Genomic DNA, 24,839 nt, shown 5'->3' with positions numbered 1-24,839 from the left:
GGGGTGTGCGTGACCATGTGCGTTGGACATCTTCGACAGAATTGCCGCGCAGAGGGGCCGAAATAGCGTCGTCAATCGCAACCCGATTAGCGAGTCCCCGAAAAAGCTCACCTTAGGATCGGTTCAATGCTCCAAACGGCGCGGCTTCCCCCGTGGCGAAGCGATAAAAGTGCTTCAAAATCGTCCCGAAAAGCCTCACCTTGGAACGCGGCACCATGTTCGCAAGTCTTCCACATGCACCTCCCGAAAAGCCTCACCTTTGCAGGAATAGCGATATTTATGCTTTGTTTTCAATGGGTTATATCGAACAAAAATGGCTTCGATGTTGAACTTCGCCGGTGTAGCGGCTCCCGTAAAATCTCACCTTTAGGCCAGATTGCAATTTCCCTCGATGTGCAATGGTGGCCTGGACGCTCCCGAAAACTCTCACCGTCGGCATCCCAATGCCACCGCTCAACTACCGGCCAAAGTCCGCAGGTAGGACTTTTCCAGCCGATGAGCAGCCTGTTGCCCCCGAATTCCCTCACCTTTACCGTTAAAACCGCCCGAAACGCGCCCCGAAAACTCTCACCTTTCACGTCATCTCGGTCGACTTTGGAGATGATTAGTCGCCATGGCGACCAACTCCCGGATTTGCTCACCTTTGCATCGCCGCTGCATGGCAATTTCACTGTCATGCGGAAAAACATGCGCCGGAAGCGGGAACAGCTCCCGCAAAAGCTCACCTTGGGCTTCAAATGCCTAAAATAAAGGCAAAACGGCCAGCCAAGCCCCGTAAAGCCTCACCTTTCATCTGCGTTTTCTCCCGTCTTCGCTCACCACGAGGTTTTTCGCAGCTCGAACAGGGTCAAAAAGAGGGCGTCGCAACCCTCCCGAGAGTGCTCACCTTGATCCTGACGGCTTCACGAGTCGCTGGCGAGGCCTGCCGGGCGCTCCCAGCCGAAGCGCTCCCGCAAAAACTCACCTTGTCCTGACGTCTCCTTCAGCGGGGTCCCCTGAACCCGCTCACGATACATCCCGGACCTGCTCACCACGCTTCCCGAACCCCATCACTCCCAATTCCCGCATAACCTCACCAACTCTCCCGGAAAGCTTCACCTTGCTGCTCGGAAAGCCCCGCCAGGCAAGGCTTTGCTTTGGCGTTAACGTTTTTAACTTGGGTTCAAAGGTGTTTACTTTTATTACTCTCTAGCCAAAAAACCAAGAGAGCTCTCGGATAGAAACACTCGTCGATCGCTTGTAGTGATGCGTATCGTGAAACAGTGCGCTATCAAACCGCGGCTGACAAACTGTCTTTGTTTACAATAAGTTATGCGGGGTTCTTAGTTTTGTTTCACGAAGAATTGCTGCACACGTGACTCTATGTCTGAAAAATAAGCCCTCCTTGACTAAGAACAGCCTCCACACAGACCAACCTCACAAAAACGTATCGTTTGCTACGTAAATTGTTATTATTCGTCCAGTCAGCACAACAGTGAGCCCAAATATGAACGTGGACGACGAACGTCAAGCCATTCGCGAAGAGCTTGACGCCATGCGATCTCGCGGCAGCCGCCGCCAGGAATTGTCGCTACATGCATGCAAGCGACTATTTTTCGATTTGGGCATACGGCCGTCCATGGCAGCCGTACGTGATCTCACTCAGACCGGCAGCGCGAGCGACATACCCAAGGACATCGACCACTTCTGGGAACGCATTCGTAATGTGTCGCGCGTCAAGGTTGGCGCGGGTGCCATCCCGAAAGCTCTGGAAGAGCGCGCCGGCGAATTGCTAGGCGCGCTCTTCGAAGAAGCCGTCGCCCACGCGCGCACCACATTGGACGCCGAGCGGGAAGAGTCGCGCTCGCAAATTGCCGCGGCGGAACAACGCGCACGCGAGGCGGAAATCCGTCGCGACGCCTCGGAAGACGCAATCAAGCGCAGTGAACAACGGGCGGAAGCTGCATGGGAACGCGTTCGCGCGCTGGAGGCGGAGTTGTCCACCGTCACTACGCACGGCACTGCCCACCATGAAGGTCTGCAAACAACGGTGCGCCGGCTCGAACACGAAAACGAAACGCTCCGCCAACGCCTGGACACGGAACAGGCCACGAACGCGACGCTGCGCGATCGCATCGACGCGCTTCACGTGGAATTGCGCCAAAGCACCGAACACTACGCGCAGCAGATCAAAGATGCGGTCGCCGAGGCCGAGCGCCGGGTGAAGCCGATGCTTGTCGAACTGGATTCGCTGCGCAGCATGGCCGCGACCTATCAGTCCGGCGTACGCGATGCGAGTCGGAAGGAATTCGAGTTCATTCAGCAACTTGCGGCGGCCAAGGCGCGGGGCGACCGGCTCGACGCACAACTACGCGAGCAGTCGAACGAGGTCGACGCGCTGACAAAAGAACTTGCGGCTCTGCGCGGCCAGCAGGGCATCGACCCGGAAATCGGCAGTTTGCTGTGCTCGCTAGTTGAAGGCGGCCGGCTCTCGAGCGATGAATTGCGAACTATTGGAACCGCAGCGGACGGCCACGTGCGCTTGCCGCTGCGCTGCCCGAAGTGCGACGAAGGTGAGCCCGAACTCTCGCAGGTCGATCACCGGTTCGAACTGCAGTGTCCGGAGTGCGAGCATTCTTCGGGGCTCGGCGATTCGCGACTGGAAGCGGTAAGCCGATTCTTATCCAGCAACTCGCTTTCTGCACAGGCATGAAACGAAGGCGCCGCCTACGTCAAAGGTGAGGAAATTCGGGAGGCCAAACGTGAGAGGTTTCAGGACTCCGCCGCACCCGGCGTCCTCGTGAAACGCCCGTTCATGCGAGGTTCTGGCAACAGCGGCGCGGCAGGATCCGGTTCGAGTATGGCGTCTGGATTCTGCTGTTTCGTCCATGTTTGCCAGGCTCGATAGAGACGATTCGCAGACACGGCCTGCACAAATCCGAGCCATTGTCCGACGAGTTCCGCCTCTACTCCGCTTTCGAACAGATCAGCAGCGAACGTGTTGCGCAAGGTTTGCGGACTGGCGCGCGATGTACGCGACGCCGCAATGCCTGCCGCTTCGACGAGTGCATCGACGGCACGAAGCATGGTTGCCTTGTGCATCGGCCTGCCTGAAGGCGACGCAGGAAAAATCAGATCGCCGGCAAGGTCCGCCAGGCGCCGCTCGGCGAGCCATGCTTCGAGTATCGCCGACGCGAAAGGCGCTAGCCGAGTGCGCCGCATGAGCGCTGGGTTTGTCGGGTCAATCGTCAACCACGGCGAGCCCGGTGCCGCGCAACTAACCGCTAGGGCCGCGGCCTCGCCGGTTTTCAGTCCACCGCCGAGAAACACTGCGATCAATGCGCGGTCGCGCAGTTCTTTCCAGCGCTGCGCTTTAGACAGTCCCTGTAGCGGCGAAAACACATGCGCGATCAATGCAGCCCGTTCGGCATGATGGAGAAAACCGGTCGGCTCGTTCTCGCGTGCGTTGCGCCATGCGGCTTCGCCATCCTGGGCGATGAAGCGAGCCGGATTGGTCGACGATGCTTCGACTTCACGCACATGATCCAGCACGCGCTCAATCAAACGTAGGTAACGCACGCGCTGAGGCTTGCGAATATCCAGGCCGGCGACAAAGTCCGCGATGCTCTGCGTATCGACAGTAACCAGCGTCTTTTGACGCGCGGCCAACCACTCGAGAAAAAGTCCCCACTGCGCCTGATAAACCTGCGCTGACGAACGCCTGAAATGCTGCTTCGCAAGCCACGCGTCGAACGCGATTTGTGGATCGCGACGCCAGTCTTCGCGTTGCTGATCGAAAAGATCGGTGGATGGATCCGGGCGCGGAACTGGATCGGATAAATGAGGAGGCGACATGCGCGATCGTTCAGTTAGTTGCGCACATTGTAGACTCGCCTGTCCAGGCTGACGGTCAGTCGCCCCAAGCTCTTGCCCGTTTATGTGCGGCAGGTTGAGATGCGCGCGTCGCGGCGCTGCGAGCCGCCTGCTCATAAGCGGAGACTGCAAATGCAAACACCGCGGGTAGCGCGGTGGACGTGCCGAAGTCCACGCCCTCGTCGGTTTCCGGATAAGGAAGATCCGACGGACGTTGAAACAGACCGAGCATGATCGCGTCATGGCGGCTGGCAAATCCAAGGTCAGCCAGCGCCTCCGCCTCGATCGCATGCAGCAGGCGCCAGGTGAGCGGCACTTGCTGCGCGATATAGCGCGCAGCAATATTGCGGACGATATATTCGAGATCGCGCGCCGCGGTCTGATAGCGCAGCGCGGCCACAGCGCGGTCAGTTGTCTCGGTCGTCAGGTCGTTCATTCATCGGCTCCAATCGATACCCTGTACTGTACAAATATACAGTGTTCGACGCAACCTTTCACACTTCCCGACGCAGCCGGCGATCCCCTCACGGTTGAAAAGATTCTGACGGTGAGTCAGCCGCTCAGCCGTGGATCACCACCAGCAGCGCCTTTGCCTCACCCTTGCCAGCATTGCGGATCGCGTGCGGCTCGTCTGCCACATAGCGCGCGGTGTCCGCAGCTTTCAGGCGCCTGGCGGTGCCGGCTGCCTCAATCTCAATCGATCCTTGCAGCACCGTCAGATGTTCACGCGTGCCGGGCTCGTGCGCATTGGACACCAGCGCCCCGCCCGGTTGAAGCGTCAACTCGTACCACTCGAATTTGCCGGCCAACTCGATCGGCCCCCACACCCGCAGTTGATACTTCGCATCGTGCCCGCTCAACGTGGGGATTTCGTGTGGACCGGCAACGGCGATCGCTTCCGGCGTCTTTTGCGGCGCGAACAGCGAGTCGAGGCTCACTCCCAGCGCGTTGGTCAACCGCCAGGCCACCGCAATCGTAGGATTGGCCTTGTCGCGTTCAATCTCCGAAAGCATCGACTTCGACACGCCAGCCGCACGCGACAGATCGTCGAGCGTCATGCGCCGTTCTGCGCGCAAGCGCTGAATTTGTTCCCCGACGCGCGGTGGCGCCGCGATCGCAGGAGCCGCGACTGCATGGGGAGCGGACGCCGCGCCTGCCGCCGCACGGCGATTACCCGAGCTTGCCATTTCCAGATCCATCGTTTAGAGTTGTTCGACATACCGGATTTTAGTTCGGAAAAACGAAAAAATCCGATAAAACTGACAGCCGACTATAGCAGGTCGCTTCGTGGCCGCCCATGTCGCGCGTGCCCAAAGCGGTGGAAGTCTCGCACTCGCCTATCACCCATTCAGGAGCCCGGTTCATGCGTGAACAATATCTCGCCCATCTGCGCGGCACTTTGGAGCAGATCCGCGCCGACGGTTTTTACAAGAGCGAGCGCGTGATCGCCAGCCCGCAATCGGCCGACATTCGTCTTGCCAACGGCACAGGCGTGCTGAATTTTTGCGCGAACAATTATCTGGGACTTGCCGACGACGCACGGCTCATCGAGGCGGCGAAGCAGGGCCTGGACAACGACGGCTTCGGCATGGCGTCGGTGCGTTTCATCTGCGGCACTCAGACCGTGCACAAGCAACTCGAAAGCGCGCTCGCCGAATTTCTGCAAACCGACGACTGCATTCTCTATTCGAGTTGTTTCGATGCAAACGGCGGTCTCTTCGAAACGCTGCTCGACGAAAACGACGCCATTATCAGCGACGAGTTGAATCACGCGAGCATCATCGACGGCGTGCGGCTTTCGAAGGCGAAGCGCTTCCGCTACAAGAACAACGATCTCGCCGATCTCGAAGCGAAACTACAAGAGGCAGACGCCGCAGGCGCGCGCTACAAGCTGATCGCCACCGACGGCGTGTTTTCAATGGACGGCATCATCGCCGACCTCGCCGGCATATGCGATCTCGCGGACCGTTACGGCGCGCTCGTGATGGTCGACGACTCGCACGCCGTTGGGTTTATCGGTGAACACGGGCGCGGCACACCAGAGCATTGTGGAGTGCTGTCGCGCGTCGACATCATTACCGGCACGCTCGGCAAGGCACTCGGCGGCGCTTCGGGCGGTTATGTCGCCGCGCGCAAAGAAATTGTGGACTTGCTGCGGCAGCGTTCACGCCCCTATCTGTTCTCCAACACGCTGACGCCGAGCATTGCGGCGGCATCGCTGAAAGTGCTCGAACTACTCGCAAGCGACGAAGGCGCACAGCTACGCGAGCGCGTGCGCAAGAACGGCGCACACTTTCGCGACAAGATGAACGCGCTTGGATTCACGCTCGTGCCCGGGGAACACCCAATCATTCCAGTGATGCTCGGCGACGCACAACTCGCTTCGAAAATGGCCGATGCATTGCTGAACGAAGGCGTCTACGTGATCGGCTTTTCGTTCCCGGTCGTACCGAAGGGCCGCGCGCGCATCCGAACGCAAATGAGCGCGGCGCATACAACAGAACAGATCGACCGCGCGGTGGATGCATTCGCGCGCGTCGGCCGCGAACTTGGTGTCATCTGAAACGGGACGCATATGAAAGCATTGGCAAAACTCGAGCGCGCGCCCGGTCTCACGCTCACTGACGTCAAAGTGCCCGAAGTCGGCCATAACGACGTGATGATCCGTATCAAGCGCACCGCTATTTGCGGCACCGACATTCATATCTGGAAGTGGGACGACTGGGCGCAGAAAACCATTCCTGTGCCAATGCATGTCGGTCATGAGTACGTCGGCGAGATCGTCGAAATGGGCGCGGAAGTACGCGGCTTTTCGATTGGTGACCGCGTGTCGGGCGAAGGTCACATTACCTGCGGATTCTGCCGCAACTGTCGCGCCGGGCGTCGGCATCTGTGTCGTAACACGGTGGGAGTCGGCGTAAATCGCGAGGGCGCATTCGCCGAGTATCTGGTGATTCCTGCGTTCAACGCGTTCAAGATTTCGCCCGAGATCTCCGACGACCTCGCGGCGATCTTCGATCCGTTCGGCAATGCCACGCACACCGCGCTATCGTTCAATCTGGTCGGCGAAGACGTGCTGATCACGGGTGCCGGGCCGATCGGCATCATGGCCGTGGCGATTGCGAAGCACGTGGGAGCGCGCAACGTCGTGATTACCGATATCAACGATTATCGGCTCGGACTCGCTCGTAAGATGGGCGCGACGCGTGCCGTGAACGTCTCTCGTGAATCGTTGCGCGACGTGATGGCCGATTTGCACATGGCCGAAGGTTTCGATGTTGGCCTGGAAATGTCCGGCGTTCCAGGCGCGTTCACCGGCATGCTCGAAGCAATGAACCACGGCGGCAAGATCGCGCTGCTCGGTATTCCGCCTGCCCAAACGGCGATCGACTGGAACCAGGTGATTTTCAAAGGCCTTGAAATCAAGGGCATTTACGGACGTGAGATGTTCGAGACCTGGTACAAGATGGTCGCGATGCTGCAAAGCGGTCTCGACCTGTCGCCGATCCTCACGCACCATTTCAAGGTCGACGACTATCAGCAAGCGTTCGCGACCATGCTGTCCGGCGAAAGCGGCAAGGTCATTCTCGACTGGACCTCGGCATAACACACACGTGGCGCAATGCGCGCCGCGTCAGACATGCCCGCAGCGTGCTCAAGCGCCTGCGGGCGTTTTGTCGAACTCGGCCTGAACGCGCACGTGAATGTCGTCGCCGACCGCTGGATACCATGTCGCGAGCCCAAACTTCGCGCGGCTGATATGCCCTTCTGCGGAAAAACCGAGCGTGTCTTTTTTCGTTAGCGGGTCGGGTGCAAAACCGTTGAAGGTGACGTCGAGCGTGACGGGTTGCGTTATGCCATGAATAGTCAGATCGCCCGTCAAGGTGCCGCGAGCTTCGCCGGTGCGCTCGAATTTCGTACTCACGAAACGGATCTCCGGATAGCGCTCCACGTCTAGCAGGCTCGGGCTTTTCACCATTTTGTCGAGCAGCGGCACATTCGTGTCAATGCTCGCGGCGTCGATCGTAACGGACACACTACTCCGCTCCAGCCCGCCTTCTTTCCAGTCCAACTGCCCCGTCTTGCGATCAAAGCGCATCGTAAAGCGCGAATACTTGAAGTGTTCGACGTCGAATGTGATGCTGCAATGGTCATGGTCGAGGTCGTAGCGCCCAACCGGCACGCGCGCCTCATTCTGGCTGACCGAATGCGTGAGCACTTGCAATGGCGTGCAAGCCGTTGCAAAGAGAAAGCTTGCAGCGAGCAAAGCGCGCACGACAACGGCGCGGCCTATAAATGTCTTCATCAATAGCTTCCGGTTGACTCATCTCGCCCAAGATAACAGTTCGCGGCAGCCGCACGCAAAATGGGGAAAAACTTGACGAGGGAGAATGATCGTTCTACTCTTCGCACATGGCTACTCATACTCATGTTGAAGAAGTGGCGGCGCCTGGCCCACGCGAGCGACTGCTAGACGCCGCGGAAGCGTTGATCTACGCCGGAGGCATACACGCAACCGGCGTGGATGCGATCGTCAAGCAGTCAGGAACCGCGCGTAAAAGCTTCTACACACATTTCGAATCGAAAGACGCGCTCGTCGCGGCCGCGCTGGAACGACGCGACGAACGCTGGATGAACTGGTTCATCGCAGGCACGCAGCAGCGCGGCGGCACGAGCGCGCGCAAACGCCTGCTTGGCATGTTCGATGTATTGCGCGAATGGTTCGCGTCGGAGAACTTTCACGGCTGTGCGTTTTTGAACGCGGCCGGCGAAATCGCTTCGGCAGAAGACCCGATCCGTGTCGTCGCGCGGGAACACAAGGAACGTCTGCTTGCATTTGTGCGAACGCAATGCGAGCAGTTTTTCGAGCAAGCGAACGTGGATGCAAGGCGCGCCGCGCGTTTGTCGCGGCAATGGCTAGTGTTGCTCGACGGTGCGATCGCTGTTGCACTCGTAAGCGGCGAGCCTGATGCCGCGCTCGACGCGCAAGCCGTCGCTCAAACTTTGCTAGACGCTGAATCAGGCGGCGAGCCCAAGACGTCCTCAAGCAGGAAAGCCTCACCTCGATCTGCAAGTAAGTCCCCGCCTTCCAGGCGGACCGCAACCTGACCGTAACCTCACCGCAATCTGACCATTAGCGAGGAATCTCATGGCCGATCAAATCGAAAGCCGCCCGCCGCTGCCGCCGTTCACGCGCGAAACCGCGATCCAGAAAGTACGCGCCGCTGAAGACGGCTGGAACACCCGCGATCCCGAACGCGTGTCGCTCGCGTACACGCCGGACAGCGTGTGGCGCAACCGCGCCGAGTTCACGAATGGCCGCGCGGAAATCGTCGGGCTGTTGCGCCGCAAGTGGGCGAAGGAGCTGGACTATCGTTTGATCAAGGAGTTGTGGGCGTTCACCGACAATCGCATTGCCGTGCGCTTTGCCTACGAATGGCATGACGACTCGAACAACTGGTTCCGCTCATACGGCAACGAGAATTGGGAGTTCGACGAAAACGGATTGATGGCGCGCCGTCACGCCAGCATCAATGATCTCCCGATTCGTGAAGCGGACCGGCTGTATCACTGGCCGCTCGGCCGCCGTCCCGACGATCATCCCGGTCTCTCCGATCTCGGGCTCTAGACATTTCCACGCAACGTGAAGGCGGGCGCGTCGCCTTCACCGCTTTGCCATCAGTCCTCCGTTATGGTTGTGCTGCCGCTTTCCGGCACGTCTTGTGCCCGCAAGCCCGAGTGCGTCTTCAACATCGCATGAGTGGCTTGCGGTACAGTGCGCGACGGGCGGCACGCACAAAAACCAAACAGCATCACGCCGGCGCTCGACCGGTGGTGGAGAGGACATGCATCTTCGGCAGATCAGTAAGGACATCCGCAAGCACATCAGCCACACATTGTTCGCGCTCGTCGCGGGCCTCGCCGGGACATCGGCAGCGCACGCGGGCAGCTGGTGCGACGGCGGCGTTTGGGTCGACGCCATGCTCGGCTCGTATCACATCAATCCCGACCCGGACAAGCATTTCGAGCAGTTCAATCCGGGGCTTGGCGTCGAATGCTGGCTCAACAATCAATGGGCGCTGACGGCGGGCGGTTTCCGCAATTCGCTGCGCCGGCCGTCGTACTACGGCGGCGGCGTCTGGTCACCCGATTTCCTGCATTGGGGCATTGTGCGAATCGCGGCGATGGGCGGCATCATCTCCGGCTATAACTACGGCAACTGGGGACTCGGCCGCGACCATACGATTGGGCCAGTGCTCGCCCCGCTCGTCATGGTCGAGTACAAGCGCGTCGGTGCGAACTTCATCGTCATCCCGCCGATTCCATCCGACGACCTTCCGTTCACTATCGGCTTCCAGGTGAAGGTGAAGTTCTAGCCGCGACTCGTGCGATGTGAGGCTAGTGGCCGCCTCTCGTTGCCGTATCGAAGAACTCGACAAAACGCGTCAGCAAGCCGTTTTTGAGTGTCATGACGTGAATCCACTCGCTTTCAACGGCTTCGCCCGTCGATCGGATCGTACCTTTCACAAAGCCTAATGTGACGATATCGTCCCCCGCGTCGATATATTCGCGCGGTTCGAATACTGCGATGTCGTCGCTTTCCGCGAGCGACTTGAAGAACGCGGAGACCTCGTTCTTGTTGCGGCATTCTCTTGGAAACGGCAGCGACGCGGGTCCAACGACACGCCATTCAACGTCGTCCGCGATGACCTCGAGTATCGCGGGAATGTCGCCCCGCTGAAACGCCTCGTATGCACCTTTGACGACTGAGAGATTCGTGCTCATTGCTGTCTCCTTCAAAAGATCATATGAGCGGACGGGGCCGTTGTTCAGGGCGTTCTGCGCCCGCGCTCAACCGCCGGCGTCGGCCAAGGCTGTGCACTAGCGGTTTCGGATCAGGCGTGCGGAGTTTATGAAAAGTCTGTTTGGAATGCGCCGCAACTGGTTGCGGATTCGCTTGTGGCTCTATGAAAAATAGGCAAAGTTGTCAGCGAAGTGAAGCCTTATTCGCAAGGCCTTGGTAAGCCTTCTTTTGATTAAATGCACCACACACGCACGCCTCGGCAAAGCTGTATGACGTGCACTTCCAAGCATTATTTGAGCGTCACGCAGGTAGTGCAGGAATAATTCTTCAGTGGAAATTTTCGCCGTTCCCCAGCGATCACGTCGCCGCGTTTGCCGGCAAACCGCAAACTGCCGTGATGAGCACAAGGCCGTGCGGATAGCGGGCAGTCCGTCTGTTTGACCAACGGCGAACGTCGAACGACAAGCGGCCCTGGCGGTCCACTTGCCCACCCTGACGGGAAGCCGCCACGGCTCTCCAGTATGATTGCAACCTTCCCATCACCCTCACCGCCCTGGAGCTCTTGTGACCGCGCGTCTGTTTCGCTCCGCGAAAGCCGATCGTAACCGTTTCATCGTGCTGTACGTCAGCATGGCCATTGGCTTGCTGGTCGCCGCCGGCCTCTTCGTGTATGAAGCGAGGATCATCGTTGCCGACGGTTTGCGCGACGAAGAAGCGTTTGCCGTGCTCGGCGCAGCCAACCGCGTGCTGCACGATCTGGAGAACGCGGAGACCGGTCAGCGCGGCTATCTGCTGACAGGCGACGAGAGTTACCTCGTACCTTACCGCGAGGGCATTCGTGATCTCGACGACACCGTGCTGCGCTTGCAGCAGGTGGCGGGCAGCGACGAGAGATCTCTCGAACTCGTGCGCCGTGTCGAGCACGCGAAGACCGACAAGGTGACGGAACTTGCGCGCACCATCGAGCTGGCTCGCAGCGGCAATCGCATCGCTGCCGTCGCACTCGTGCAGACGAACGAAGGCAAGCTTTACATGGACGGTCTGCGCCAGGACCTTAGTCTGTTGCTGAACGACTGGCGTGAAAGACGAAGGGTGGCGACAGAAGACGCTCACCAGCGCCTCATGTTCGGAAGCGCTGCGCTCGTTGCTATCGCTGTGCTGGTGTGCTGCCTGATGGTTTATACGGTCTATATTCAGCGTCGTGCGTTCGCGAGGGTGCATGCGTATTCCAACGCACTCAACCAGCAAGCGGCGCAGGACACTTTGACGGGACTGCCGAACCGGCGCCGGCTGCTTTCCACCATCGACGCACTTTCGAACGATGCGGCCGCCGCTAAGCGCGTCGCGCTGCTGTACCTCGATATAGACGGCTTCAAGAATGTGAATGACGCGATGGGCCACAGCGCCGGGGACGTACTGCTGCGTCGGCTCGCCGAATCGCTGCGCGCGGCGACGCGACAGAACGACATGCTCGCTCGTGTTGGTGGCGACGAGTTCGTTCTACTTGCGACGGATTGCGGTGACGACGCGAAGTTAAGGGAACTCGCCGACCGCCTGCTTTCAAGTGTTCGCGCTGTCGGTGACAAAGAGTATGGCGGTCGTTTTGCGATTGGCGTGAGCATCGGCATCGCCACCTTTCCCGACCGGGTTCAGACCATTGCAGGACTGCTCGATGTCGCGGACGCCGCCATGTATGTGGCCAAGCGCAGCGGCCGCTCCACTTACAGCTTCGGTTCGTCGCCGGGACCGGGGCTTTCGAATGTCGTCAAGCTGACGAGATAACGCGTCGCAAGGCGGCAGCCTGTGTTGGCATACCGTCGTCAAAGGTGAGCAATTCCAGGATGGTGAGGAATTCCAGGAGACGGCATCACCTTTGACCTTCTGCACACAAAGGTGAGACGTTCCAGGAGACGATGCCATGTCCGCAATGGTGAGTCATCCCAGGATTTACGCCGCACCGTTGAGTGCTCCACGCGGCGTTGTCACCTGGCGCCACGCGCAAAGGTGAGGAGTTCCAGGAGGTTGCCGCAAAGGTGAGCGATTCCAGGAGGTGCCTGACTGTTGCACTCGCCTATATCCGAGAGGTGAGGTAGCCACGCCGCTGTTCGCACCTTTAACGATGTGGTGAGGATATTCGGGAGCTCCCCAGACTCGATCCCGCCTTCCGCCTTCGGTTTGATAAACGTCGACATGCGAACGCAACGGACGCCCCCCAACGGCATAGCCGCCGAAAACTTGAGAAATAAAAATTGCGGCTCCGAATGCGAAGTTAAGTCTGTAGTCATCGCTTAGTAACACGGGTCGGCAATACTCGGCAGCGCTGCAAGCAAGATCTCATGTCGCATAAAAAACGCGCTGCTCCAAACGAGGGCAGACGCGAAGGCCAGAACCCGGGGTTCACATGACTATCCGTCATCGCATTACGCTATTGGTTGTTTTAATGTTCGTCGCGTTGTCGGCGATCGGCGGTTACGCCGTCTATCAAACGCGCGGCAGCGCAGCCGAAGTGCGCAAGGTCAACGAAGGCGTAGTGCCAAGCGCGCTGGCTTCCGCCGACCTCGTATCTCAGGTCAAGGACGTTCAGCTCGCGACCATGACGCTTGTCTACGCGCCCGACGGCGCCGTTGTCGCGCAGGCGCAGGACGAACTGAAGAAGAAAAGAATCGCGCTCCAACAGGCGCTCGCCTTGCAGGCGAAAGACGCCGCGAGCCACGCGCAAAAGGGTCTCGTTTCGCAGGCCAACGACAGTCTCGACAACTACTTCTCCGCGATTGCCGAGACGGCGAAAATGAAAGCCGACGGCAAGGATGAGCTCGCGCAGGCGTATCTGTTTGCGAACGTCGCACAGTATCGGGACGAACTCGAGGGTATTGTCGAAACGCTGCGCGTGGAGAAGAACCGCGAGAAAGACGAAGCGATCACGACGCTGAACGCGACACTGGCGACCACGACGACGGCCATTGCTTTCGTGACCGGCATCGCGATTATTCTGCTGACTTCGATCGGCGCTTTGCTCTACCGTCAGATCACGCGGCCGCTCAGCCGCATGCAGGCCATGATGAGCGAGATCGCGTCCAGCCAGGACTTTACGCGCCGGGTGCCGGTGGGGCGGCTCGATGAGATCGGCCATTCGATCGTCGCCTTCAACGGCATGATCGAGAAGATCCAGGAAAGCTCGGCGCAACTCAAACAGAAAACCGCCGACATCCAGGCGATGTTGCAGAACATGCAACAGGGCATTCTGACGGTGATCGACGGCGCCGTGATCCATGCGGAGTACTCGGCGTATCTGGAAGACATCTTCGAGACGAAGGACATTGCCGGGCGCGGACTCATGGACCTCGTGTTCGCAGATACCGATCTGGGCGCCGACGCGTTGTCGCAAGTCGACGCCGCCGCGCATGCGTGCCTTGGCGAAGACTGCATCAACTTCGCGTTCAATCAGCATTTGCTGGTCGGCGAGATTTCGAAGCGCATGCCCGATGGCCGCGTGAAAATACTCGACCTGAGCTGGTCCGCAATTACCGACGAAGACGACACCATCGTCCGCTTGATGCTTTGCGTGCGAGACGTGACCGAATTGCGCAAGCTCGCTGCGGAAGCCAGCGAGCAGCGCCGGCGTCTCGACATGATCGGCGAAATTCTGGCGGTCAGCGAAGAGAAGTTCCATCACTTCATCGAGAGTTCGGCCGGATTTATTAGCGAGAACGAGCGCATTATCCGCAAGCATTCGGAGGCCGACCACGCCGCGATTGCAGAGCTGTTCCGCAATATGCACACCATCAAGGGCAATGCGCGCACGTACAACCTGCAGCATCTGACCGATGTCGTTCACGAAACGGAGCAGAGCTATCACGAGTTGCGCCAACCCGACGCGGATCGCCCGTGGGATCAGGAGCATCTGATGCGGGAGTTGACGCGTGTGCGCGAGGCTATCGAAAGTTACGCGACTATCAACGAGCAAAGCCTTGGCCGAAAGGGCAAGGCGCAGCGAAACGACGCAGGCAACGCGGGCCGCTATGTGATGGTCGACAAGGAAGAGATGCAGCGCATCGTGAGTCTGCTCGACGAGACGGATGCAAGCGAACTGCACGAACTCCATGCGATGCAAAAGACACTGCGCCGCAATTTGCTCGCGCTCGGCAGCGAAAGCGTCCGCGATGCGCTGTCGGGCGTGTTGGGCTCGCTGCCGTCGCTCGCAGGCGAATTGGGCAAGCCTGCGCCGTCCGTGCATATCGCCGACAACGGCTACCGGCTGCGTGGCAAGTCGGCCGGCACGCTGAACAACGTCTTCATGCACTTGCTGCGCAACTCGATGGATCACGGCATTGAGTCCGCCGAAGCCCGCGCCGCAAAAGGCAAGACGCCGGCTGGCGCGATCTCGATCGAGGTGGGCGTGGATGGCGGTGCATTGCAGATCACGCTCAGCGACGACGGTCGCGGCCTCGCGCTGGAACGCATTCGCGGCATTGCGATGGAGCGCGGCTGGATCGGTCCCGACGAAACGCCGGGCGACGAAGCCATCGCCGAGCTGATTTTCCGTCCGGGCTTTTCGACCGCGGACACCGTCACCGCAGTGTCGGGCCGCGGCGTCGGCATGGATGCCGTGCGCGATTTCCTGAAGCGCGAGAACGGCAGTATCGAACTGCGCTTCACCGACGATCACAAAGGCGCGGCGTTTCGCCAATTCCAAACGATCGTGTGTCTGCCGGACAGCGCCGCCGTCGACACGCTCGGCACCGAGTCGCGCAACGAAGACGGCGAAGTTCGCGTCGACGCAGTGACGCGCTGAGCATTTTTGCGCCGCACGCCGCGGCGTCCTTCAAGGAATGGTTGTGATTCAACAGTATCTATTGGCGGCGCTGGCGGGCAGCGCCGCGACCGCGTTGCTCGGGGTGGCCGCGCATCGGCTGTACGTTACGCGGCTGACCGCAAGGCTGCGTGCGGACGCGCAAGCCCAGATTAATTCGCTCAGGGCCGGGCACGTCGCGCTCGACGCCGCGGCACACGAGCGCGAGCGGGCCGAGCATGAGCTGCAAACGCAGACCGCCCAATTGCGCGCCGAATTGATGGAACGATCGGCAAGCGTCGACGAATTGCGCGCGACGCTCAAAAGCATTACCGAAGACAGGGAACAGTTGGCGCAGCAGGCGCGGCAACTTGCCAGCGAAGCCGCGCGCCTGAAGAGCCTGGGCGCTGCGTTCGAGCGTTGGCACGAGCAAATGATCTCGCTGATGACGCAGAACCACGACATGCACGCGAAGAATCGGGAGCTCTCATCCATCGTGCGGCATGTGGTGATCGTGTCGCTGAACGCGTCGATCGAAGCGGCACGCGCGGGTCCCGCCGGCCGCGGCTTTGCGGTGGTGGCGAGCGAAGTGCGCTCGCTCGCCGCGCGTTCCGAGGAATTGTCGAAGAGCTATCGCGACAGCCTGCATCGCAACGACTTGACCACGACTTCCACGTTTCAGGACATTCAGGCCGGCGGCAAGATGATTGCGGCGTCGCTTGCCAGTGTGGAGTCGATGGCCAGTCAGTTTCATTCGAAGCTGGACGAGGTGTCCGCGTGATTACGGCCCACGCCAAGGACAGCTTCGAGCGCATATTTCGCAAGGCTGCGCAGGCGCGCTTGCCTCTGAGTCCGGACGACCAGTGCGAGATCGTGCCGATCGCGCAAGCCGACACGGGCGCGGCACATGGCACACAGGTCGTCGTACTGACCATTTCGTCGATCGTATTCAGACTGCTGCTGATTCTTCATTTCGACGAAAACGACAGCACGCGCGAGTATTACCTGAAGGAAGCCGACGAGCGGCCGTTTCAGGACGCGTTTCTGGAAATCTGCAATCTGTGTTGCGGCGCGATCAATCAGGAACTGCTGCGCTACTTCCCGGACCTCGGCATGTCGACACCGTACGTGCTGAGCGCGCATTGCCTGCCGCATCTGCATGAGTTGAAGCCGGCGCTGCTGTCTTCGTATTCGGTGATGCTCGGCGGCACCGCGCGGCTTGGGGCGACGCTATGCGTTTGCGCTTATGCGCCTCTCGACTTTGTTGCGGACACGAGCGCCATTGAAGAAACCAGCGGTGAGCTGGAGCTGTTTTGATCTCTGACGGATTGATGAAGGGAAAGATATGTCGAAAATTCTGGTAGTGGACGACTCAGGCACGGTGCGCGACGAAGTGGCCGGCTTTCTGAAGAAGAATGGTCTCGATGTGGACACCGCGGTGGACGGCAAAGACGGCCTCGCGAAACTGAAGGCTAGTCCAGGCATCAAGCTCGTGATCAGCGACGTCAACATGCCGAACATGGACGGTCTCACTATGGTCGAGAAGATTCGCGGCGAACTCGCGAACAAGACGGTCAACGTCATCATGCTGACAACGGAAAGCAGCCCGGCGATGAAAGAGCGCGGCAAGGCGGCGGGTGTCAAAGGCTGGATTGTGAAGCCGTTCAAAGGCGACGCGGTTCTCGAGACGTTCCGCAAGCTTGCGAGTTGATGCACGAGCTCGACGGCAAAGGTGAGGCTTTTCGGGAGCGAGTCGGCGGCTGCTCGAAATGCTCGGCTAGCTCCGCTTCTTGCTGCAAAAACCGCAAAAATTCGCTAGACGTCCAGCCGACGCGGTAGTGCAAGCAGACTCTTCGCCACGTGTCGTCCGCGCAAAGGTGAGGGAATTCAGGAGTAGTCAGGACGTTGCATCGACCGTGAGCGGCCAAACTCAAACCGCCTCACCGTTCATCTAGTCGCACGATTCGCTGCCGACGAGTCCTTCTCTATCGAATCGGGTACCGCGCCGTCTTACCTGGGTATCCAGATCGTTCGTGCATCCGAAAGGTGAGAGTTTTCGGGAATCGTCTGTTTCTGGCAGCCGGTGCCCCGCCCAGTATGGCTTTGCAGCCTGTCCCTTACTGCGAAAGGTGAGGGTTTTCGGGAGTTCGGAAAACGCCGACACCTGCGAAGTGTTGATCGCTTCGTACTGAAGGTGAGGTTTTTCGGGAGCGCGAGCTTCGCCTCCGAATCATCGGCAAGCAGCGAAGCAACGGGCAAAAATCCCCGAATAAAGAGCGTGATTCGCGCGATGACCCGTCGCCAAGCCACGGGAATCATCGCCACATGCACGCAAAGGTGAGGTTTTTCGGGAGCGACGATGCTCGCTACACGTCAAGCCGACTTCGCGATTTCGCGAATGTCGGCCACCGGCGTTTCACCGAATGCATCGCTAAGTGCGTAGTCGAGCAACTGAGCCGCGCATTGCTCGGGCGTGGAAAGCTGACCGGTGCGCTTGAGGTCCTCGAACTTCTCACGCATGGGGAACTGTTCGACGCCGGTTCCGCGAATCTCCGCCTGCATGTTCGTATCGATCACGCCTGGTGCAAGACTGCAGATGCGCAGCGCGCGGTTCGCGTCGAGCGAGACAGCGCGCGCATGGTGATCGAGCGCCGCCTTCGTCGCGCAGTAGATGCTCCAGCCGGCGTAAGCGTTGCGCGCCGCGCCGCTCGAAATATGCACGATGCGCCGATCGCTCGCGTGCGGACTCGCGGCGGCGAGTGCGCTCGCGAGCATTAGCGGCGTTGCCACGTTGAGGCTGACGGCAGTCGCAATGTCCACCACGTCCTGCCCCTCGATCGGACCGATTGGCTGCACCATGCCCGCGTTGTTGATCAGCAGGACAGTCTCTGCGCCGCTGACGAATGCGCGCAAAGCATCGGTCGTCAGCCATTCAGCAACGCGTGCTGTATCGGCGAGTGCGAGTTCGGTTTCTTCTAGAAGCGTAGGAAAGCGCTCTTTGAGCGATGCATGACGCGAACGCGATAGACCGAGCACCGCGATATCGCGTGCAAGCAGTTGTTCAGCGAGCGCCGCACCAAGGCCGCGCGTGTGTCCGGTGACGATCGCGCGAATCGGAGAAGAGGGGGTCATGTCGTTCCTTGAGCGTTGGCTTGAGCAGAGCGTTATCTTCTCACGCATGTTTTGCGCGCGCAGCGGCGCCGCTCATCGACCGTGATCAGGTGGCCCGAAAGCGCTCACGATATTGCATCGGCGTTGCGCCGATTCTTTTCATGAAGACGATCCGCATGCGCTCGGCCGTGCCGAAACCGCAATCGTAGGCGATCGTCTTGAGCGCAGCGCCGCTGCTTTCCAGCAGCTTGCGCGCTGCATCCACACGCGCGCGCTCGACAAACTCATGCGGCGTCACGCCCGTTTCCTGCACGAACACGCGCGCGAAATTACGGGCGCTCATTCCGGCGACGTCGGCGAGTTCTTTGACCGTAAAGCTTTCGTGGATGCGCTCCATGACATGCGCCTGGATTTTTGCGACCGGCGATGTTTCGTCGGCGGGTGCCGTGAGGTATGGGCTGAATTGCGACTGACCGCCTTGCCGCTGCGCGAATACGACAAGCCGCTTCGCCACTGCGAGCGCAATGTGCGAACCATGGTCTTCGGCGACGAGTGCGAGCGACAGATCGATGCCCGCAGTCACGCCCGCTGACGTCACGAGTTGGCCATCGCGCAAATAAATGCGGTCGTAATCGACGCGCGCTTTCGGAAACTGGGCGGCGAGTTGGGCCGCGTGTTGCCAATGTGTCGTGACGTTGCGTGCATCGAGCAGGCCCGAATGTCCAAGCGCGAAAGCGCCGGTGCAAATGGAACCGTAACGCGCGCATCGAGGCGCGACGTCGGTCAACCAGTCGAGCAACGGTGCAGCGGGCGGCTCACCTTCGGGCAGTGCAGGGCCGCCCGCGACCAACGCGAGATCGAACGGCTCGCGAGCGTGCTCGAACGTGGCGTCGGCGATTAACGTCATGCCGTTCGACGCGCGCAGCGGCGCTTGCTTCGCGCTCAGCAGTGTGACCTCGTAGCGATCTTCGGGCGTGACGAAGCGGTTCGCTTCTGAGAACACATCGACAGGCCCGGCGACGTCGAGCGCCTGCACGCCGGGGAAAATCGCTATCGCGACGGTGGGCATCGAATGATTCCTTTGACGATGGGCGAACTGCGAGAGCTTTGGCAGCCGCCGCCCTGCGGTTGGCCGCGTTCGACCGGTCGCGGCGCTTATCGCAACAAGCGCGTTGGTGAATACTGAGGCCGAGGGAACGACCATGAGGCCCCGCGGAATGACCGGCGATCCAGCATACCAAACGCGCTTTAGCGCTGCACGGCAAGCGGCTCTGTTGATTCGCACAATCACAGACTCGACTCATGGCCATGAATGTCCGCGTTGCCGCTGGGCGATCTCACCACGATAATTCAGGGCTCGGGCTGCGCGGCCGCATGTGGGATGATTAGCACTGACCGAACTGCCGGCGCCGCGCCATGGTGATCAAGAACCTTCTTCGTAAGCTCGACCTTACGACCCTTCAACTGTTCCTTGCCGTCTACGAGGAAGGCACGCTCACGCGCGCCGCAGAGCGCGAGGCGATTGCCGTTTCGGCAGCGAGCAAGCGCCTGCTCGAATTGGAGCAGGCGGTCGGCGCCACGCTGTTCCAGCGCAACGCGCGCGGTATGACGCTCACGCCGGCCGGCGAAACGCTGCTGCATCACGCACGGCGCGTGATGCGCGACATCGAAAACATCGGCATTGAACTCGCGGGACACGCGAGCGGCGTGCGTGGTTACGTGCGAATGATGGCGAATCTGTCGGCGATCGTCGAATTCTTGCCCGAAGATTTACGCGCGTTCCAGCTGGAGCACGAGCGTGTGAAGCTCGATCTGGAAGAGCGGCCGAGCGGTGGCGTGGTCGAAGCGGTGGATGACAGCCTGGCCGATCTCGGCATATGTTCCGGCGACGCTGACACGCGCGACTTGCACGTCGAGCACTATCGTCATGATTCGCTCGTGCTTGTGATGCGCGACGATCATCCGTTGGCTACGCGCGAAAGCGTCGCGTTCGCCGAAACGCTCGACGGAGATCACGTCGGCTTGCACGCCGCGAGTTCCATCAACGCGCGCACGCATATGGCCGCGCGCCAGGCGGGCAAGCCATTGCGGTTGCGAATCCATGTGCCGGGTTTCGACGCGGTTTGCCGGATGGTACAGGCAGGCATGGGCGTCGGCGTGTTGCCGCAAAAGGTTTATGAACTCATGGGCCGCCCGCTTGGACTGGTCGGCGCGCCACTCGAAGACGAGTGGTCGGAACGCAGCCTCGTGCTGGTCGTGCGCGACGTCGATGCATTGTCGCCGGTGAGCCGTCTGCTGTTCGAGCATTTGCGTTCGGTGGAAGCAAAGGACAACGCGCGAACCGCGGCGGCTTAATCCGCGCCTCGCGGGAGCGTTCGCCGTTCGCGAACGGTCGTTGGCGAATTGCGGTTGGACGCCGCCGCGGCATGCCTGCAAGCTGTCTCTCAACAGAAAACTGCTATGGAGACAGCACATGAGTGGACCCCTTCAGGGTATCCGCGTCGTCGAGATCGGAACTCTCATTGCCGCGCCGTTCGCCGCGCGCCTCATGGCCGAGTTCGGCGCCGACGTGGTCAAGATCGAAGCGCCTGAAACGGGCGATCCGCTTCGCAAATGGCGCAAGCTGCACGAGGGCACCTCGCTCTGGTGGTATCTGCAGTCGCGCAACAAAAAGTCGGTTTGCGTGAATCTCAAATCGGCCGATGGTGTCGAGATCGTGAAGCGGCTCGCGGCCGAGGCCGATGTCATCATCGAAAATCTGCGTCCGGGCGCGCTCGAAAGGCTCGGCATCGGCTGGGACGTGCTGCACGCGATCAACCCCAAACTGACGATGGTCCGTATCTCCGGCTATGGACAGTCGGGTCCGTACCGCGACAGGCCGGGCTTCGGTGCAATCGGCGAGGCGATGGGCGGTATCCGCTACACGACGGGCGAAGTGGATGGCGCGCCGGCGCGCGTTGGCGTGAGTCTCGGCGATTCGCTCGCGTCGCTGCACGGCGTGATCGGCGCGTTGATGTCCTTGCTTCGCGTGAAGACGGGACAGGGCGAAGGCCAGGTGGTCGATGTGTCGCTCGTCGAAAGCGTTTTCAATCTGATGGAAAGCCTCGTGCCCGAGTACGACCTGCTCGGGCACGTTCGCGAGCGGAGCGGCGGCGCCTTGCCCGGCATTGCGCCGTCCAACACGTATCCCACGGAAGACGACGGGTACGTGGTGATTGCAGGCAACAGCGACCCGATTTTCCGGAGGCTGATGCAGGCGATCGGCCGCGCAGATCTCGCCGACGATCCGGCATTAGCTCACAACGACGGCCGCGCCAGGCATTGCGCGATGCTGGACGAGGCCATCGCCGCATGGACCTCGCACCATTCCACCAACGACGTGCTGGCCGCGCTGGAACTCGCCGAAGTGCCTGTGGGACGCATCTATTCAGTCGCGGACATCGTGTCCGATCCGCACTACCAGGCGCGTGACATGTTGTTGCAGGCGCAACTGCCTGGCGGTGCATCGGTGAAGATGCCGGGCATCGTGCCGAAGCTGTCGGACACGCCGGGGGAAGTGCGCTGGCAAGGTCCCACGCTTGGCGAACATACCGGCAGCGTGCTGAGCGAACTCGGATTTGCAACCGAAGAAATCGAGCGGCTTCGCCGCGAAGGAGCCGTGCAATGAGCCGAGCATCGAACGGTGTCATGGACACCAAAACTGCCGACAAGCTGATTGTCCAGGAAGTCGCGCCGCGCGACGGCTTGCAGATCGAACCCACTTGGGTCGATACCGCCGACAAGATCGCGTTGATCAACGCGCTTTCGACGGCGGGCTTCACGCGGATCGAGGCCGGTTCGTTCGTATCGCCGAAAGCGATTCCGGCGTTGCGTGATGGCGAGGCGGTGTTTCAGCAGATCGAGCGCCATGCGGGCGTGATCTATGTCGCGTTGGTGCCCAACCTCAAGGGCGCCGAGCGCGCGCTGGCTGCGAAGGCGGATGAACTGAACCTCGTGATGTCGGCAAGTCAGACGCACAACCGCGCGAATATGCGCATGAGTTGCGAGTCGTCGTTGACGGCGTTTGGCGACATCGTGCGTCATGTGAAAGATTCGGGCGTATTGCTCAACGCCTCCGTGGCGACTGCGTTCGGCTGTCCATTCGTAGGCACGATCGACGAGGACCGCGTGGTCGGCATTGTCGATACGTATCGCGAGATGGGCATACAGGGCATCACACTCGCGGATACGACCGGTATGGCGAATCCGCGCCAGGTGACGCGGCTCGTAACGCGGGTGCTTGAACGCGTGACGCCTTCCGCGCTCACGCTCCACTTTCACAATACGCGCGGACTTGGGCTTGCCAACGTGCTGGCTGCGTATGAAGCCGGCGCACGCCGTTTCGACGCCGCGTTGGGCGGCCTTGGCGGTTGTCCGTTCGCGCCGGGTGCATCCGGCAACATCTGTACGGAAGACCTCGTGAATCTGTGCGACGAGATCGGCATTCCGACCGGCATCGATCTGGAGAAGCTGCTCGCGTTGTCGCGGGCACTGCCAGATCTGCTCGGGCATGACGTGCCCGGGCAGGTGGCGAAGGCCGGACGCAACAGCGACCTGCATCCCGTGCCGGACTACGTGCTGCAAATCTAACTTTCCTTGATCCACTAAACGACCGGACGGCAGCGCCGAATCCGGCATTGGAGACGAACATGAGTGACCTGGGCGCAATCGCAACCGGCGGCCGCGAGCAAAGCGCAGACGGCGCGGCGGCCATTATCCGCAAAGTGGCATGGCGGCTGATGCCGCTCATCATGATCTGCTATCTGTTTGCGTTCTTCGACCGCATTAATATCAGCTTCGCCAAGTTTCAGTTGCAAAGCGATCTCGGGTTATCCGACACCGCGTATGGTCTTGGCGCGAGCCTGTTCGTGATCGGCTACGTATTGTTCGAAGTGCCAAGCAATCTGTTCCTGTATAAGGTCGGGGCGCGGCGCTGGATTGCACGGATCATGATTTCGTGGGGACTCGCCACGGCGGCGATGGTTTTCGTCAATACCGAATGGCAGTTTTACGGACTGCGTTTTCTGATCGGCGCAATGGAAGCGGGCTTCGCTCCCGGCGTGCTGTATTACCTCACGCTGTGGTTTCCGCCGAGCTATCGCGGGCGTATTACGTCGATGCTGTTTCTCGCGTCGGCATTTTCGGGGCTGGTCGGTGCGCCGCTTGCCGGCCTGGTTATCGGGCATATGAACGGCGTGCTCGGTATGCCCGGATGGCACTGGCTGTTCCTGCTCGGTGGCCTACCGTGCGTGCTGCTCGGCTATCTCGTGCTGAAGCTATTGAAGGACCGCATTGAGGACGCGAACTGGTTGTCTCCCGCCGAGAAGTCGTATCTATCTGAGCAGATCGCGCAGCAAAGTCGTCATCCCGACACCGGGCATTCGCTGCTCGGGGCGATCAGGACGCCAGGCTTTCTCACGCTGGGGCTCGTGTACTTTCTGATTCAGGTTGCGTCGTATGGATTGAATTTCTGGACGCCGCATCTGATCCGTGTGGCCGGCACGCACAATCCGACGCTGATCGGTTTGCTCACGGCGGTGCCATATGTATGCGGCGCGATCTGCATGGTGGTGGTGGGGCGCCTGTCCGACGCAACCGGTGAGCGGCGCAAGTTCGTTTTCGGGCTGCTCGTGATGTCGGCAATCGGCTTCTTTGCCGCGGGTTTCTTCGACAAGCAGACGGGCTTCCTGATCGTCGCGTTGGCCGTGATGGGCGCAGGCGTGGTGGCGTCTATCCCGGCGTTCTGGGCACTGCCGCCTAAACTGGTGACTGGGGCGGGCGCGGCTGGCGGCATCGCGTTGATCAATACGCTGGGTCAGCTCGGGGGGATCGTGAGTCCGATCATGGTTGGACGCGTGCGGGATCTGACCGGCAGCACGACGCCCGCGTTGTATGTGATCGGTACGATGAGTGTGATTTGTGCGTTGATCGTGCTGCGCGGGTTGCCGGAGTCGCTGCGGCGCAAGGATGGAGTACGGTGACGGGCTGTTTCCCAGCGATGCCGTCTCCCGCTGACTGTTGCGGAGACGGCGCGGGATTGCAGTGTGCCATCAAGTACTTGGTGTGGGTTTGCTGAGGTTGTCCACAGGGTTTTGAACAAAAACTGGGGATAAGTTTTCGCTTTGGCTGGCACAGTACGATTGAGCGTAAGACGTTTCCGTCGTCGTTCCACGTGCAGACCCGACGCCGTTGACTGAAGTTGCCACGGACTCTGATCGGTTGAACTGGTGGTAGGTCGCACCC

Annotated in this window: 22 protein-coding genes; 15 read left to right on the top strand and 7 right to left on the bottom strand. The window is 60.3% G+C overall.

Going from position 1 to position 24,839, the window contains the following annotated elements:
- Positions 1 to 1,486 precede the first annotated feature (1,486 nt).
- Complete coding sequence (locus tag SB753_RS24400; RefSeq protein WP_410802257.1) at positions 1,487 to 2,692, top strand: DNA-binding protein; 1,206 nt, start codon at positions 1,487 to 1,489, stop codon at positions 2,690 to 2,692.
- A gap of 59 nt (positions 2,693 to 2,751) precedes the next feature.
- Here SB753_RS24400 and SB753_RS24395 read toward each other — a convergent pair whose 3' ends face one another.
- From SB753_RS24395 to SB753_RS24385, 3 genes are all read right to left on the bottom strand, one after another.
- The gene (locus tag SB753_RS24395) at positions 2,752 to 3,834 is read right to left on the bottom strand and encodes a tyrosine-type recombinase/integrase (protein ID WP_410802256.1); all 1,083 of its coding nucleotides are present in this window, start codon (positions 3,832 to 3,834) and stop codon (positions 2,752 to 2,754) included.
- 55 nt (positions 3,835 to 3,889) lie between these two features.
- Positions 3,890 to 4,288: a DUF2471 family protein gene (locus tag SB753_RS24390; RefSeq protein ID WP_410802254.1), complete on the bottom strand. Its 399-nt coding sequence runs from the start codon at positions 4,286 to 4,288 to the stop codon at positions 3,890 to 3,892.
- A gap of 124 nt (positions 4,289 to 4,412) precedes the next feature.
- Positions 4,413 to 5,051, bottom strand: a complete 639-nt coding sequence (locus SB753_RS24385; protein ID WP_310070022.1) for an XRE family transcriptional regulator — start codon at positions 5,049 to 5,051, stop codon at positions 4,413 to 4,415.
- A gap of 164 nt (positions 5,052 to 5,215) precedes the next feature.
- Between SB753_RS24385 and SB753_RS24380 the strand changes: the two genes are divergently transcribed.
- The gene (locus SB753_RS24380; protein ID WP_088175449.1) at positions 5,216 to 6,415 is read left to right on the top strand and encodes a glycine C-acetyltransferase; all 1,200 of its coding nucleotides are present in this window, start codon (positions 5,216 to 5,218) and stop codon (positions 6,413 to 6,415) included.
- Positions 6,416 to 6,427: 12 nt separating this feature from the next.
- A complete protein-coding gene (gene tdh, locus SB753_RS24375; RefSeq protein WP_410802252.1) occupies positions 6,428 to 7,459 on the top strand; it encodes an L-threonine 3-dehydrogenase in 1,032 nt (343 codons plus the stop codon).
- Between the two features lie 48 nt (positions 7,460 to 7,507).
- Here tdh and SB753_RS24370 read toward each other — a convergent pair whose 3' ends face one another.
- Positions 7,508 to 8,158: a YceI family protein gene (locus SB753_RS24370; RefSeq protein WP_410802250.1), complete on the bottom strand. Its 651-nt coding sequence runs from the start codon at positions 8,156 to 8,158 to the stop codon at positions 7,508 to 7,510.
- A gap of 107 nt (positions 8,159 to 8,265) precedes the next feature.
- Here SB753_RS24370 and SB753_RS24365 point away from each other — a divergent pair, with 107 nt between their 5' ends.
- The 3 genes from SB753_RS24365 (at position 8,266) to SB753_RS24355 (ending at position 10,229) form a co-directional block, all read left to right on the top strand.
- A complete protein-coding gene (locus tag SB753_RS24365; protein ID WP_410802248.1) occupies positions 8,266 to 8,961 on the top strand; it encodes a TetR/AcrR family transcriptional regulator in 696 nt (231 codons plus the stop codon).
- 40 nt (positions 8,962 to 9,001) lie between these two features.
- Entirely contained in the window at positions 9,002 to 9,481 is a 480-nt protein-coding gene (locus SB753_RS24360; protein WP_087751902.1) for a DUF1348 family protein, read from the top strand.
- A 217-nt stretch (positions 9,482 to 9,698) separates the two neighbouring features.
- The gene (locus SB753_RS24355) at positions 9,699 to 10,229 is read left to right on the top strand and encodes a hypothetical protein (RefSeq protein ID WP_087751903.1); all 531 of its coding nucleotides are present in this window, start codon (positions 9,699 to 9,701) and stop codon (positions 10,227 to 10,229) included.
- A 22-nt stretch (positions 10,230 to 10,251) separates the two neighbouring features.
- Here the strand turns inward: SB753_RS24355 and SB753_RS24350 are convergent, their stop codons facing one another.
- Positions 10,252 to 10,638 carry a nuclear transport factor 2 family protein gene (locus SB753_RS24350; protein ID WP_088175446.1) on the bottom strand — a complete coding sequence of 129 codons (387 nt, stop codon included), beginning with the start codon at positions 10,636 to 10,638 and terminating at the stop codon, positions 10,252 to 10,254.
- 583 nt (positions 10,639 to 11,221) lie between these two features.
- On the opposite strand from SB753_RS24350, the gene SB753_RS24345 reads away from it, so the two are divergent.
- The 5 genes from SB753_RS24345 (at position 11,222) to SB753_RS24325 (ending at position 17,157) form a co-directional block, all read left to right on the top strand.
- On the top strand, positions 11,222 to 12,439 hold the full coding sequence (locus SB753_RS24345; protein ID WP_392394965.1) for a diguanylate cyclase domain-containing protein: 1,218 nt from the start codon (positions 11,222 to 11,224) through the stop codon (positions 12,437 to 12,439).
- A 619-nt stretch (positions 12,440 to 13,058) separates the two neighbouring features.
- Entirely contained in the window at positions 13,059 to 15,449 is a 2,391-nt protein-coding gene (locus tag SB753_RS24340; protein ID WP_410802245.1) for a HAMP domain-containing protein, read from the top strand.
- Between the two features lie 43 nt (positions 15,450 to 15,492).
- The gene (locus SB753_RS24335; RefSeq protein ID WP_410802243.1) at positions 15,493 to 16,227 is read left to right on the top strand and encodes a methyl-accepting chemotaxis protein; all 735 of its coding nucleotides are present in this window, start codon (positions 15,493 to 15,495) and stop codon (positions 16,225 to 16,227) included.
- Positions 16,224 to 16,763: a hypothetical protein gene (locus SB753_RS24330; protein WP_410802241.1), complete on the top strand. Its 540-nt coding sequence runs from the start codon at positions 16,224 to 16,226 to the stop codon at positions 16,761 to 16,763. The genes SB753_RS24335 and SB753_RS24330 overlap by 4 nt, the downstream gene beginning before the upstream one ends.
- 28 nt (positions 16,764 to 16,791) lie before the next feature.
- Entirely contained in the window at positions 16,792 to 17,157 is a 366-nt protein-coding gene (locus tag SB753_RS24325; protein WP_020068625.1) for a response regulator, read from the top strand.
- 662 nt (positions 17,158 to 17,819) lie between these two features.
- On the opposite strand, the gene SB753_RS24320 is transcribed toward SB753_RS24325, so the two are convergent.
- Both SB753_RS24320 and SB753_RS24315 read right to left on the bottom strand, forming a co-directional pair.
- Positions 17,820 to 18,578 carry an SDR family oxidoreductase gene (locus SB753_RS24320; protein ID WP_087751908.1) on the bottom strand — a complete coding sequence of 253 codons (759 nt, stop codon included), beginning with the start codon at positions 18,576 to 18,578 and terminating at the stop codon, positions 17,820 to 17,822.
- Between the two features lie 85 nt (positions 18,579 to 18,663).
- Positions 18,664 to 19,626, bottom strand: coding sequence for a GlxA family transcriptional regulator (locus SB753_RS24315; RefSeq protein ID WP_410802239.1), 963 nt, complete (start codon positions 19,624 to 19,626; stop codon positions 18,664 to 18,666).
- Between the two features lie 347 nt (positions 19,627 to 19,973).
- Between SB753_RS24315 and SB753_RS24310 the strand changes: the two genes are divergently transcribed.
- From SB753_RS24310 to SB753_RS24295, 4 genes are all read left to right on the top strand, one after another.
- Positions 19,974 to 20,912 carry a LysR family transcriptional regulator gene (locus SB753_RS24310; protein WP_088175438.1) on the top strand — a complete coding sequence of 313 codons (939 nt, stop codon included), beginning with the start codon at positions 19,974 to 19,976 and terminating at the stop codon, positions 20,910 to 20,912.
- Between the two features lie 118 nt (positions 20,913 to 21,030).
- The gene (locus tag SB753_RS24305; protein ID WP_410802237.1) at positions 21,031 to 22,224 is read left to right on the top strand and encodes a CaiB/BaiF CoA transferase family protein; all 1,194 of its coding nucleotides are present in this window, start codon (positions 21,031 to 21,033) and stop codon (positions 22,222 to 22,224) included.
- A 20-nt stretch (positions 22,225 to 22,244) separates the two neighbouring features.
- Positions 22,245 to 23,186 (top strand): hydroxymethylglutaryl-CoA lyase, encoded by a 942-nt coding sequence (locus SB753_RS24300; protein ID WP_410802235.1) that lies wholly within the window; start codon positions 22,245 to 22,247, stop codon positions 23,184 to 23,186.
- A gap of 59 nt (positions 23,187 to 23,245) precedes the next feature.
- Positions 23,246 to 24,577, top strand: coding sequence for an MFS transporter (locus SB753_RS24295; protein WP_020068618.1), 1,332 nt, complete (start codon positions 23,246 to 23,248; stop codon positions 24,575 to 24,577).
- Positions 24,578 to 24,839: the final 262 nt, after the last annotated feature.

Origin of the sequence: Paraburkholderia sp. SIMBA_053 (assembly GCF_046534895.1) — a bacterium.
Lineage (GTDB): Bacteria > Pseudomonadota > Gammaproteobacteria > Burkholderiales > Burkholderiaceae > Paraburkholderia > Paraburkholderia caledonica.
The sequence above is the reverse complement of the archived record's forward strand: the minus strand, read 5'-3'. Positions and strand labels throughout refer to the sequence as shown.